This window comes from Pedococcus soli (assembly GCF_054782575.1).
The window spans coordinates 364,128-376,054 of sequence record NZ_BAAGSF010000004.1; the positions used below are offsets into that span (position 1 = coordinate 364,128).

Genomic DNA, 11,927 nt, shown 5'->3' on the forward strand with positions numbered 1-11,927 from the left:
GCCGGGGCGGCACGCACCCCACCCTGCCCCGGCCGGATAGATTCCCCTCGTGACAACGACCGAGCTCGACGGGGGTGCGGAACGCGGCCCCCTCCCGCCGCGTGCGCTCATCGTCACCGTGCTCGGTCTGTACGTCCGCGAGTTCGGCGGCTGGATCAGCGTCAGCGCCCTGATCCGGCTCATGGCGGCAGCCGGGGTCGACGAGCAGGCCGTGCGCTCGGCCCTGTCCCGGCTCAAGCGGCGAGGGATCGTCGAGGCCGAGCGCCGGGGTGGCGCGGCCGGGTACGCCTTGTCGGAGTACGCCCGCCAGCTCCTCGAGGTGGGCGACCGCCGCATCTTCGCCGAGCGCGAGGCGCACACGCGCGACTGGGTCGTCGTCGTCTTCTCCGTGCCCGAGTCCGAGCGGCAGAAGCGGCACGCGCTGCGGGCGCGGCTGTCCTGGCTGGGATTCGGCACCGTGTCCTCCGGAGTGTGGATCGCCCCCGGTCGGCTCGCCGACGACGCCCGCGAGGTGCTGCTCGGCGACGGCCTCGACCCCTACGTCGACCTGTTCCGGGCGGAGTACCTCGCGTTCGGCGACCCGGCCACCAAGATCGCGCGGTGGTGGGACCTCGAGGCGCTCGAGCAGCTGTACACCGACTTCCTCGAGGCCCACGAGCCGGCGCGACGGCACTGGGAGGCGCAGCACCGGGTTCCGCCGGGCGGCGAGGCGTTCTCCGACTACGTCCGCGCGCTCACCTCGTGGCGCCGCCTGCCCTACCTCGACCCGGGCCTGCCCACCGACCTGCTGCCGGCCTCGTGGTCGGGCACGACCGCTGCGCAGACGTTCTTCGCGCTGCACGGGATGCTCGCCGGGCCGGCCCACGACTTCGTCACCGCGCAGGCCGGAGCCGCTCGTCCGGGATGACCGCGACGCCGACGATCTCGATCAGGGCCTCCGGCTGCCAGAGCGCCGTGGTGCCGATGCCCGCCATCGCGGGGTAGACCGGTCCGGCCAGCTCGCGCCAGGCTCGGCCGATCTCCCGGCCGTGGGCCTGGTAGTCGGGGATGTCGGTGAGGTAGATCGTGATGCTCACGAGGTCCTCCGGGACGCCGCCGGCCTCGGCGAGCGTCGTCAGGACGTTCGAGAACGCCTGGCGGAACTGCTCGACGATCCCCCCGGGGACGATCTTCATGTCCGCGTCGAGCGCCGTCTGTCCGCCGAGGTGGAGCGTGTTGCCGGACAGCGTGCCGTGGGAGTACCCGCTCGGCGTCGGCAGCGAGGCCGGGTTCACGGGGACCGGGGACAAGGGGTGGACGGACATCGAACCTCCAGGGTCGCGGGTGGTCGTCGGCCACCCCGGCGCGGCGTACAGGGCGGCGTCCAGGGTGCCGGTCCGAGGGTAGCCCACCTATTGACGTTTGGCGACGATCGTGAAAATCTCGCTATATGAAGTTCGGCACCGTCGCCCACGACGGCGGCACCCGTGCCGCCGCCCTCACCACCGAGGGCTGGCGCGCGCTGGTCGCCCCGGCGTCGCGCCCCGAGGACGGCGACGCGTATGCCGTGGGCTCACCGACCGCGGACCTGTCCGCCTTCCTCGCGGCCGGCGGCACCCTCGGTCCCGGGACACCGCTCGGCGACCTGCTCGAGGGTGCCGAGCCCGTCGCTCCCCTCCCTCGGCCGGCCAAGGTCATCTGCTGCGGGCTCAACTACGGCGAGCACATCCGCGAGACCGGCCGCGAGCTGCCGAGCCACCCCACCCTGTTCGTGAAGTACGCCGACAGCCTCGTCGGGCCGACCGACGACGTGTCCCTGCCGGCCGGCACGGACGTCGACTGGGAGGCCGAGCTGGCCGTGGTCGTCGGCGCGACGATCCGCCACGCGGACCGTGCGGCAGCCACCGCGGCGATCGCCGGCTGGACCGTCGCCAACGACGTGTCCGTGCGCGACTGGCAGTACCGCACCCTCCAGTGGTTCCAGGGCAAGGCGTGGGACGACTCGACCCCGACGGGTCCGGTCGTCGTGACCCCTGACGAGGTCGACCCCGTGGCCGGGCTCACGATCACGTGCCGGGTCAACGGTGAGGAGGTCCAGCGCGCCAGCACCGCGACGCTCGTCTTCGACTCGGCCGACCTGCTCGCCTACATCTCGACGTTCACCACCCTGCGTCCCGGCGACCTCGTCCTCACCGGGACCCCCGGTGGCGTCGGCGTGGCCCGGGACCCGAAGCGGTTCCTGGCGGACGGCGACGTCCTCGAGACCGAGATCGAGCGGATCGGCTTGTTGCGCAACGTCATCCGACTCCCCGCTCGCACCGCCTGACCCCGACGCACCCGACCGCCCGACTGCCGCACCACCCGACCGCCGCACGCCCCCGACGAAGGAGACCACCGTGGAACCCGACTTCAGCAAGTACCAGCTCATGGGAGACAACTCGGTGTACGCCAACGAGTCGGGCCTGGTCGTTCCCGTGGTCACCCGCGGCGGCAGCGAGGTCGGCGACACCGGTCAGTCCGGGGGCGCCAGCCGCATCTCCGGCGTGAGCATCCAGCACACCCCGGCCCAGCGGCTGTGGTTCGGCAAGGTGAGCAACGAGGCCGGCTACCGCTCGGTGCCGCACCACCACGGCGAGGCGGAGACCGGCGGCTACGTCCTGTCCGGCCGGGCCCGCATCTACTTCGGCGAGCGCTTCGAGGACTACCTCGACATGGCCGAGGGCGACTGGGTGTTCGTGCCGCCGTTCATGCCGCACGTGGAGTGCAACCTCGACCGCAACAACCCCCTGACCTGGATGACGACCCGCACCCCGGAGAACATCGTCGTCAACCTCGACCAGGTCGCCGACACCGACCTGCGCCACTGGGTGGACCGCCCGTGACGACCGCAGGCCCCGTGGGCTCCGAGCCGGACCCCGCCCCGACGTCCGAGATCCTCACTCGCGCGCTGGAGCTGGTTCCTGTCGCCGCGCAGCACTTCGACGTCGCCTTCACCGCGACGACGCAGCCGTGCCCGTGGCCCAAGGCGTACGGCGGCGACATGGTCGCCCAGGCGGCGGCCGCGGCGATGCTGACCGTGACCGACGGCAAGACCATGCACTCGATGCACTCGTACTTCATGCGCCCGGTCGACATCGGCGCACCGGTCACCTACGAGGTCGAGGTGCTGCGCGACGGGCGCGGTTACGCCACCCGCCAGGTCCGCGCCTTCCAGAACGGCAAGGCCGCCTACACCTGCCTCGCCAGCTTCGCCGCCGGCGAGCCCGGAGGTTCGTATGCCGCGCAGCCGGCCCCCGGCGTCCCCGCACCGGACACGCTGCCCAGCTCTGCGGCATACCTCGCGGACCGGGCGCCGGGAGGGGACTCGACGATGACGGAGGAGTCCAGGGCGTACTGGTCGGGCGGCCGCAGCTTCGACATGCGGCACGTGCCGGGGCCGGTCTACCTCGAGGTGGACGGGGGCAGCACGCCCCACCAGGCGTTGTGGGTCAAGCCGTTCGACGCGTTGCGTCCGGTCGAGGGGCTCACCCACGCCCAGCGCGACCTCGCCGCCCTAGCCTACGTGTGCGACTACACGATCCTCGAGCCGGTGCTGCGGGTCCTCGGCCTCCCGTGGGCGCAGCCGGGTCTCGTGACCGCGAGCCTCGACCACGCCATGTGGTTCCACCGCGCACCCGGGCCCGGCGTGCTCGACGGCTGGCTGCTCTACGCGCAGGAGGCGGTGGCCGCCGACACTGGTCGCGGTGTCGGCCTCGGCCGCTTCTTCACCCCCGACGGCGAGCACCTCGCGACCGTCGTCCAGGAAGGCATGATCCGCGCCACCCCGGGAGGTCACTGATGTCGCCCACTCCGAGCACCCCCGCCCCCGCCGCCCTCTCGCCGAGCGGGTACACCGACACCTTCGCGCGTGACCACCTCCCGCCCGCGGACCAGTGGCCGGTGCTGGAGTTCACGACACCGGACCTGCAGTACCCCGAGCGGGTCAACGCCGCCGTGGAGCTGCTCGACGCCACCATCGCCGAGCACGGCCCGGACCGGCCCGCCCTGCGCTCCCCCGACGGGACCGTCTGGAGCTACGGCGAGCTGCAGCGCACGGTCAACCAGGTCGCCGCGGTCCTGACCGACGACCTCGGGCTGGTGCCCGGCAACCGGGTCCTCCTGCGCTCGCCCAACAACCCGTGGACGGTGGCTGCGTGGCTGGGCGTCCTCAAGGCCGGTGGGGTGGTCGTCACCACGATGGCGGCGCTGCGGGCCCGTGAGCTCGGCCCCATCGTCGAGAAGACCCGGCCCCGCATCGCGCTCGTCGACCACCGGTTCACCGAGGACGTCGAGACGGTTCGTGAGACGGTCGCCCCCGAGCTGCTCGTGGTCCCCTTCGGGGGCGACACCGACGAGGACCTCACCCGACGCGTGACTGCGAAGTCCGGGGAGTTCACCGCCGTCGACACCGCAGCCGACGACGTCGCCCTGTTCGGGCCCACCTCGGGCAGCACCGGGGTCCCCAAGATCACCACGCACTTCCACCGCGACGTGCTCTCGATCGACAACACCTTCGGCCGGCACGTCCTGCGCCTCACCGAGGACGACGTCGTCGCCTGCACCGCACCCTTCGCCTTCACCTTCGGCCTCGGCATGCTCGTCGTGTTCACGCTGCGGGCCGGTGCCTGCGCGCTGGTCACCGAGCAGGCGACGCCCGCCCAGCTCGCGGAGCTGGTGCAGGAGCACGGGGTGACCGTCCTCGCCACGGCCCCCACGGCATACAAGCAGATCATCAAGGCCGGCCACCTGCCCAGGCTGGCCGGGCTGCGGACGGCGGTCAGCGCCGGCGAGCACATCCCGCAGGAGGTCTGGGAGCAGATCCGCTCCGAGCTCGGGCTGGCGATCGTCGACGGCATCGGTGCCACCGAGATGCTGCACATCTTCATCTCCGCGGCCGGCGACGACATCCGCCCCGGCAGCACGGGCAAGCCGGTCCCCGGCTACCGCGCCACCATCCTCGGACCCGACGACCGACCCGTCGCCCCCGGCACCGAGGGGCGGCTCGCCGTCATCGGACCGGTGGGCTGCCGCTACCTCGACGACGACCGGCAGCTCGGGTACGTCGTCGACGGCTGGAACGTCACCGGCGACACCTTCGTGCAGGACGAGGACGGCTACTTCTTCTACCGCGCCCGCACCGACAGCATGATCGTGTCCTCGGGCTACAACATCGGCGCACCCGAGGTGGAGGCCGCGATCGACGCACACCCCGACGTGGTCGAGGCCGGCGTCGTGGGAGAACCCGACGCCGAACGCGGATCGGTCGTGAGCGCGTTCGTCGTCCTGCGTGAGGGCGTCGTCGGCGACGACGCCAAGGCCCGCGAGATCCAGGACCACGTCAAGGCGACGCTGGCCCCCTACAAGTACCCGCGCCGCGTGCGCTTCGTCGACCAGCTGCCGCGCAACACCAGCGGCAAGCTCCAGCACTTCAAGCTGCGCGACCTGACCGTCCGCACCGAGCAGGAGACCTCATGAGGATCGCGATCGTGGGCGGGGGGCCGGGAGGCCTGTACCTCGCCGCGCTGATGAAGCAGCTCGACGCCGGGCACGAGGTGACCGTCTGGGAGCGCAACGCCCCCGACGACACCTTCGGGTTCGGGGTGGTGTTCTCCGACGAGACGCTCGGCGGGATCGAGAGCGCCGACACCGTGATCTACGGCGCGATGGAGCAGCAGTTCGCCCGGTGGACCGACATCGACGTCGCCATCGACGGGCGTTCGTCGACCATCGGCGGCCAGGGGTTCGCGGCGATGAGCCGCAAGGAGCTGCTGCGCATCCTCCAGGCCCGGGTGGCCGAGCTCGGTGTGGAGGTCCACTACCGGACCGACGCCCCCGACACGGACGAGCTGCGCGCGGAGTACGACCTCGTCGTCGCCTCCGACGGCCTCAACTCGGCCGTGCGGACCCGGTATGCCGAAGTGTTCGGCCCCAGCCTCGACCGCCGCCACAACAAGTACATCTGGTTCGGCACCGACCTGGTCTTCGAGGCCTTCCAGTTCATCGTCCGGAACACCGAGTTCGGGACCATGCAGATCCACGGCTACCCCTACTCCGACAAGGGTTCGACGTTCATCGTCGAGATGCACGAGGACGTCTGGCGCCGGGCCGGCCTCGACCGCACCGAGGGCGAGGTGTTCCCTCCCGGGGTGTCCGACGAGTATGCCGTGGAGCGGGTCGCCGAGCTCTTCGCCGACGACCTCGGTGGTCACCACATCCTGACGAACAACTCCAAGTGGCTGAGCTTCACGACGGTCCGCAACGAGCGGTGGCACGACGGCAACGTCGTCCTGCTCGGCGACGCGGCACACACGGCCCACTTCTCCATCGGGTCGGGCACCAAGCTCGCCATGGAGGACGCCCTGGCGCTCGCCGCCTGCCTGCACGAGCACCCCACGGTCGGGGCGGCTCTCGCGGCATACCAGGAGGAGCGCAAGCCGGTCGTCGAGTCGACCCAGCGTGCGGCGCAGGCCAGCCTCGAGTGGTTCGAGAACATCGGCATGTACGCGGACCAGGACCCCGACGAGTTCGTCTTCAACCTGCTGACCCGCTCGCGCCGGATCACCTTCGAGAACCTCAAGGACCGCGACACCGAGTTCGCCGCACGCATCCAGGGCGCGTTCGCGCGGCAGGTGGGTGCCGGTGCAGGGACGACCCACGGCCCCGGCAGCCCGGTCGCCGGCGAGGTCGACGAGTCGGCGCCCGCGATGTTCCAGCCCACGCGGATCGGCGCGCTGGAGCTCAAGAACCGGATCGTGCTGTCCCCGATGGACATGTACTCCGCCGTCGACGGCGTGCCCGGCGAGTTCCACCTCGTGCACCTGGGCTCCAAGGCCCTCGGCGGCGCCGGCCTCGTCATGTCCGAGATGGTCTGCGTCTCGCCCGAGGGCCGGATCACGCCGGGGTGCCCCGGTCTGTGGAACGACGAGCAGCGCGACGCCTGGGCGCGCGTGACGAGCTTTGTGCACGGCCACAGCACCGGCCGGATCGGGCTGCAGCTGGGTCACTCGGGGCGCAAGGGTTCGACCAGGCTCATGTGGGAGGGCATGGACGAGCCGCTCGCCGAGGACAACTGGGAGGTCGTCGGACCCTCGGCGCTCCCCTACGGCGAGGGCTCTCACGTCCCCCGCGAGATGACCCGCGCCGACATGGACCGCATCGTCGACGACTTCCGCGACGCCACCCGTCGTGGCATCGAGGCGGGGTTCGACCTCGTCGAGGTGCACGCCGCGCACGGCTACCTGCTGTCGTCCTTCCTGTCACCGATCTCCAACGTCCGCACCGACGAGTACGGCGGCTCGCTGGAGAACCGGCTGCGCTTCCCCCTCGAGGTGTTCGACGCCGTGCACGGAGCCGTGCCGGACGGCGTGCCGGTCACCGTCCGCATCTCCGCCACGGACTGGATGCCGGACGGCAACACCGAGCACGACGCCGTCGAGATCGCCCGGGCCTTCATCGAGCACGGCGCGGCTGCGATCGACGTGTCCTCGGGCCAGGTGAGCAAGGACGAGAAGCCTGCGTTCGGCCGGTCGTACCAGACGCCGTTCGCCGACCGGATCCGCCACGAGGTCGCCCGGTCGGCGGGGGTCGCGGTCATCGCGGTGGGCGCGATCTCGTCGCACGACGACGTCAACTCGATCCTGCTCGCGGGGCGCGCCGACCTCTGCGCCCTGGGCCGCACCCACCTCTACGACCCGATGTGGACGCTGCACGCCGCCGCCGAGCAGGAGCACACCGGCCCGGGGGCGCAGTGGCCGGTGCAGTGGGCCGCCGGTCGTCGCCGTCCCCCGACCTCGCGCACCGACAAGGTCCCGCCGCGGCTGGCCCTCCTGCGTGACGGCGAGGCACAGGACGTCCACCTGCGCTGGCGGCCGTCCACGACGGGGACGCCTGCGCCTGAGACCGTGTCGGCGTGACGGAACCCATCGCCAGCGCGACGCAGCGAGCACGCATCGAGTGGATCGACACCGACGCCGCCGGGATCTACCACAACAGCACGGTCACCAGGCTGGTCGAGGCCACCGAGGCCGCGCTGGTGCGCGAGCGCGGCCTGGACGGCTACTTCCCGGTCGCCCCTCGCGTCCGGTTCGAGGCCGACTTCGAGGCCCCGCTGTTCTTCGGGCAGGAGGTGACGACGACGGTGGCGGTCACCGAGCTCGGCACGTCGTCGATGACGTTCTCGTTCGAGGTCTGGGGCGAGGCCTTCGAGGGCGCCGAACGGGTCCGGGCGGCCAAGGGGCGCTACGTCACGGTCCACCTCGACCGCACCGGGCCCGGCCGGCCGACGAGCGCGCCCTGGCCCACCGACTGGGTGCAGCGTCTGCGCGGTTGAGGCAACCCCGACCCCGGCTCTCTCTTGCCGCTTTGGGTGCCTGGACGGTCGGATTCCCGACCGTCCAGGCACCCAAAACGCGGAGAGAAGGAGGGGCGAACGAGGAGGGGGAGCCGGGAGGGCCGGCCCTAGGCTTCCGGCATGGCTCCCGTCCGCGTGTCCGTCGTCATCGCCAGCACCCGTCCGACCCGCATCGGGCACCACGTCGCCGCCTGGGTGGTCGAGGCGCTCGACGGCCTCACCGCACCGGACGGGCGCCCGGTCGAGGTGACGGTCCACGACCTGCGTGAGATCGCCCTGCCGTTCCTCGACGAGCCCGGGCAGCCCGCTGACGGCAACTACGCCCACGACCACACCCGCCGCTGGTCCGCGGCCATCTCGGCGACCGATGCCCTGGTCCTCGTCATGCCGGAGTACAACCGCGGCTACAACGCGGCCCTGAAGAACGCGATCGACTACCTCTACGCCGAGTGGGAGGCACTGCCCGTCGGTCTCGTCGGGTACGGCTGGCACGGTGCGTCGTACGCGAAGTCGGCGCTGCGCCAGACGCTCGAGCGCGTGAAGATGACGGTCGTCGACGGACCCGGGCTCTCCTTCGGGCAGACCCTCACCCAGGAGGGCGAGGTCGGGGCGGACGACGCGGCGCAGGCGGCGCTCGGCGCGATGCTCGCCGAGCTGGTCGCAGGCGCCCGGTCCGCGAGCTGAACGCCGCAGCCCCTGCCGGCCACTCCCGATACCCTTGACGTGGTGAGCCGGGAAGTCTGGTCGGCGTCGCTGCCGCGCTCGTGGGCAGCGTCTTGACGTTGCCGACGACCCCGAAAGGCCCTTCGTGAGCCTGAACCCCCTGCGTCCCCGACTCTTCGCCCGCACCACGTGGCACGAGGCGCAGCACGTCGCCGGCGCGCTGCGCACCGAGACCGTCGGCGGCGCCCTCCTGCTCGCCGCCGCCGTGGCCTCTCTCGTCTGGGCGAACTCCCCGTGGTTCGAGGCCTACTCGTCGTTGCGTGACCTCACGGTCGGCCCGCACGTGCTGCACCTCGACCTCACCCTCGGCCAGTGGGCGGCCGACGGCCTGCTCGCGATCTTCTTCTTCGTCGCCGGGCTCGAGCTCAAGCGCGAGTTCCTCGTCGGCGAGCTGCGCACCCCCGCGAAGGCCGCCCTGCCCGTCGCCGCCGCGCTGTGCGGCGTCGCCCTCCCCGCAGTCGTGTATGCGGTGACCGTCACCTTCCTGGGCGCCGACGGCGACGCCCTCCGCGGCTGGGCGATCCCGACGGCCACCGACATCGCGTTCGCCCTGGCCGTCCTCGCGGTCATCGGGACGCACCTGCCCTCGGCCCTGCGCAGCTTCCTGCTGACCCTTGCCGTGGTCGACGACCTCGTCGCCATCACGATCATCGCCATCTTCTACACCGAGAGCCTCGACCTCGCGCTGCTCGGCCTCGCCCTGCTGCCGCTGGCCGGGTTCGCGTGGCTGACGCAGCGTCGGATCGCCCGGTGGTGGCTGCTCCTGCCGCTCGCGCTCGCCACGTGGGGGCTGGTGCACGCCTCGGGGATCCACGCCACCGTGGCCGGCGTCCTGCTCGGCCTGGTCGTGCCGGTGCGACCGCGTGCCTCGGTGCCCCGGCTCAGCACCCTGGACGCGGACGTCGACGTGGCCCAGCGGTTCGAGCACCGGCTGCGGCCCCTGTCGGCCGGGGTCGCCGTCCCGGTGTTCGCGTTCTTCGCCGCCGGGGTCCGGGTGGTCGGGGGCGGGTTCGGCGACACGCTCGCCGACGAGGCCGCGCTCGCCGTGGTGCTGGGGCTGGTGCTGGGCAAGCTCGTCGGTGTCTTCGGCGGGACGTGGGCGTTCGCCCGCTTCACGCGGGCCGAGCTCGACGACGACCTCGCCTGGTGGGACGTCGTCGGCCTGTCCCTGCTCGCCGGCATCGGCTTCACCGTGTCGCTGCTCGTGGGCGAGCTCGCCTTCGGCGCCGGCAGCCCCCGCGACGAGCACGTCAAGCTCGGGGTCCTCGCCGGGTCGCTCCTCGCGGCCGTGCTCGCGACCGGCGTGCTGAGGACCCGCAACCGGGTGTACCGGCGGCTCGAGGAGCTGGAGTCCCGGGACGACGACGGCGACGGCATCCCCGACGCGTTCCAGGGCAGGGACGCGGGCGCGGATGTGACGGGCCGCCCACGCGGTTAGGGTTGGGGCGCCGGAACCCCCGGCAGCCACGGAAGCAGAGGTGAGGGCACCTATGGCCACCCAGTCCACCCAGGGAAGCCCCGAGCGCACGCTCGGACAGCTGGTGGCCGACGCCACCCACGACATGTCCACGATCGTCCGCAGCGAGATCGCCCTCGCGAAGGCGGAGATCACCACCGAGGCCAAGACCGCGGGCAGGAGCGCGGCGATGTTCGGGGCGGCGGCCTTCGTCGGCCTGCTGGGCCTGATCTTCCTGTTCCACACGATCGTGGCCGTGCTCGACATCTGGCTGCCCGAGTGGGCCGGCTACCTCATCACCACCGGGCTGCTCTTCGCCGTCGCCGCCGTGCTGGCGCTGGTCGGCAAGCGGAACATCGCCAACATCAACGGCAAGCCCGAGCGCACCATCAAGAACGCCCAGGAGACGGTCCAGGCCCTCAAGTCCGGCGACTGAGGACCCGGCCGCACGGCATACTCCCCGCATGACTCCCGATGCCTCGATGGCCCTGATCGACGGGCCGTGGGAGCACCGCTTCGTCGCGGCCAACGGTGCGCGCTTCCACGTCGCCGAGCAGGGCGAGGGACCGGTCGTGCTGCTCCTGCACGGCTTCCCGCAGTTCTGGTGGGCGTGGCGGCACCAGATGCAGGCGCTCGCCGACGCCGGCTACCGCGCGTGCGCGATGGACCTGCGCGGGTATGGCGCGTCGGACAAGCCCCCGCGCGGGTACGACACCCGGACCTCGGCCACGGACGTCGCCAGCGTCCTGAGGTCCCTCGGGGCGTCACGGGCGGCGGTCGTCGGCCACGGCTGGGGCGGCTGGATCGCGTGGAGCATGCCCGTGCTGCAGCCCACGGTGACGCGAGCGGTCGCGTCGCTGTCGATGCCGCACCCCCTCGTCTTCCGGAAGGCGTCCTTCAGCAGTCCCCGCCAGGCCAGGGCCAACGCCTACCTCGGCGGGCTGCAGCGGCCGTTCGTCCCCGAAAGGCAGATGACGGTGCACGGCGGTTACGTGCAGCGGCTGCTGCGCGAGTGGGCCTCGCCGGAGGGCATCTGGCCCTCGCCGGAGGAGGCCAAGGTCTACGCCGACGCGATGGCCCTGCCGTTCGTCGCCCACTCCGCCGCCGAGTACTACCGCTGGCTGGTGCGCAGCCAGGCCCGTCCCGACGGCTGGCGGTTCGCCGCGACCATGAAGAAGCCGATCACGGTGCCGGTGCTGCAGCTGCACGGTGAGCGCGACGGCGCCGTGCTCCGGGCGACCGCCGGCGGCTCCCAGGCGTACTGCACGGGCCCCTACGAGCGTGCCCTGGTGCCGGGCGCGGGGCACTTCCTCCCCGAGGAGGCGCCGGACGTGGTGAGCGACCACCTCGTCCGCTGGCTCGACGGCCTCCCCGTCTGAG

General features: G+C 72.2%; 12 protein-coding genes. 11 read left to right on the top strand and 1 reads right to left on the bottom strand.

Features of this window, described 5'->3' with window-relative positions:
* Window positions 1-49: 49 nt before the first annotated feature.
* A complete protein-coding gene (locus ACYVKF_RS07695) occupies window positions 50-907 on the top strand; it encodes a PaaX family transcriptional regulator (RefSeq protein ID WP_056915758.1) in 858 nt (285 codons plus the stop codon).
* Here the strand turns inward: ACYVKF_RS07695 and ACYVKF_RS07700 are convergent.
* The gene (locus ACYVKF_RS07700; RefSeq protein WP_056917293.1) at window positions 873-1,304 is read right to left on the bottom strand and encodes a RidA family protein; all 432 of its coding nucleotides are present in this window, start codon (window positions 1,302-1,304) and stop codon (window positions 873-875) included. The two genes, ACYVKF_RS07695 and ACYVKF_RS07700, sit on opposite strands and share 35 nt — an antisense overlap.
* 125 nt (window positions 1,305-1,429) lie before the next feature.
* Between ACYVKF_RS07700 and ACYVKF_RS07705 the strand changes: the two genes are divergently transcribed.
* From ACYVKF_RS07705 to ACYVKF_RS07750, 10 genes are all read left to right on the top strand, one after another.
* Complete coding sequence (locus ACYVKF_RS07705; RefSeq protein WP_460965987.1) at window positions 1,430-2,305, top strand: fumarylacetoacetate hydrolase family protein; 876 nt, start codon at window positions 1,430-1,432, stop codon at window positions 2,303-2,305.
* A gap of 70 nt (window positions 2,306-2,375) precedes the next feature.
* Complete coding sequence (locus ACYVKF_RS07710) at window positions 2,376-2,861, top strand: cupin domain-containing protein (RefSeq protein ID WP_056915760.1); 486 nt, start codon at window positions 2,376-2,378, stop codon at window positions 2,859-2,861.
* Entirely contained in the window at window positions 2,858-3,817 is a 960-nt protein-coding gene (locus ACYVKF_RS07715; RefSeq protein ID WP_460965989.1) for an acyl-CoA thioesterase, read from the top strand. Before ACYVKF_RS07710 ends, ACYVKF_RS07715 begins: the two co-directional genes overlap by 4 nt.
* Window positions 3,817-5,493: an AMP-binding protein gene (locus tag ACYVKF_RS07720; RefSeq protein ID WP_460965991.1), complete on the top strand. Its 1,677-nt coding sequence runs from the start codon at window positions 3,817-3,819 to the stop codon at window positions 5,491-5,493. The genes ACYVKF_RS07715 and ACYVKF_RS07720 overlap by 1 nt, the downstream gene beginning before the upstream one ends.
* Window positions 5,490-7,931 (top strand): bifunctional salicylyl-CoA 5-hydroxylase/oxidoreductase, encoded by a 2,442-nt coding sequence (locus ACYVKF_RS07725; RefSeq protein ID WP_460965993.1) that lies wholly within the window; start codon window positions 5,490-5,492, stop codon window positions 7,929-7,931. The genes ACYVKF_RS07720 and ACYVKF_RS07725 overlap by 4 nt, the downstream gene beginning before the upstream one ends.
* Window positions 7,928-8,347: an acyl-CoA thioesterase gene (locus tag ACYVKF_RS07730; RefSeq protein WP_082580672.1), complete on the top strand. Its 420-nt coding sequence runs from the start codon at window positions 7,928-7,930 to the stop codon at window positions 8,345-8,347. The genes ACYVKF_RS07725 and ACYVKF_RS07730 overlap by 4 nt, the downstream gene beginning before the upstream one ends.
* 141 nt (window positions 8,348-8,488) lie before the next feature.
* A complete protein-coding gene (locus ACYVKF_RS07735) occupies window positions 8,489-9,052 on the top strand; it encodes an NADPH-dependent FMN reductase (RefSeq protein ID WP_460965995.1) in 564 nt (187 codons plus the stop codon).
* Between the two features lie 124 nt (window positions 9,053-9,176).
* A complete protein-coding gene (gene nhaA / locus ACYVKF_RS07740; protein WP_056915764.1) occupies window positions 9,177-10,529 on the top strand; it encodes a Na+/H+ antiporter NhaA in 1,353 nt (450 codons plus the stop codon).
* A gap of 52 nt (window positions 10,530-10,581) precedes the next feature.
* On the top strand, window positions 10,582-10,983 hold the full coding sequence (locus ACYVKF_RS07745) for a phage holin family protein (RefSeq protein ID WP_460965998.1): 402 nt from the start codon (window positions 10,582-10,584) through the stop codon (window positions 10,981-10,983).
* A 28-nt stretch (window positions 10,984-11,011) separates the two neighbouring features.
* Complete coding sequence (locus ACYVKF_RS07750) at window positions 11,012-11,926, top strand: alpha/beta fold hydrolase (RefSeq protein ID WP_460966001.1); 915 nt, start codon at window positions 11,012-11,014, stop codon at window positions 11,924-11,926.
* The last annotated feature ends 1 nt before the right edge of the window (window position 11,927 follow it).

Excerpts from the sequence above, each read along its gene's own strand:
- ACYVKF_RS07725 (WP_460965993.1), top strand. The coding sequence starts at position 5,490 with ATGAGGATCGCGATCGTGGGCGGGGGGCCGGGAGGCCTGTACCTCGCC.
- ACYVKF_RS07705 (WP_460965987.1), top strand. The coding sequence starts at position 1,430 with ATGAAGTTCGGCACCGTCGCCCACGACGGCGGCACCCGTGCCGCCGCC.
- ACYVKF_RS07720 (WP_460965991.1), top strand. The coding sequence starts at position 3,817 with ATGTCGCCCACTCCGAGCACCCCCGCCCCCGCCGCCCTCTCGCCGAGC.
- ACYVKF_RS07750 (WP_460966001.1), top strand. The coding sequence starts at position 11,012 with ATGACTCCCGATGCCTCGATGGCCCTGATCGACGGGCCGTGGGAGCAC.
- ACYVKF_RS07700 (WP_056917293.1), bottom strand. The coding sequence starts at position 1,304 with ATGTCCGTCCACCCCTTGTCCCCGGTCCCCGTGAACCCGGCCTCGCTG.
- ACYVKF_RS07745 (WP_460965998.1), top strand. The coding sequence starts at position 10,582 with ATGGCCACCCAGTCCACCCAGGGAAGCCCCGAGCGCACGCTCGGACAG.
- ACYVKF_RS07735 (WP_460965995.1), top strand. The coding sequence starts at position 8,489 with ATGGCTCCCGTCCGCGTGTCCGTCGTCATCGCCAGCACCCGTCCGACC.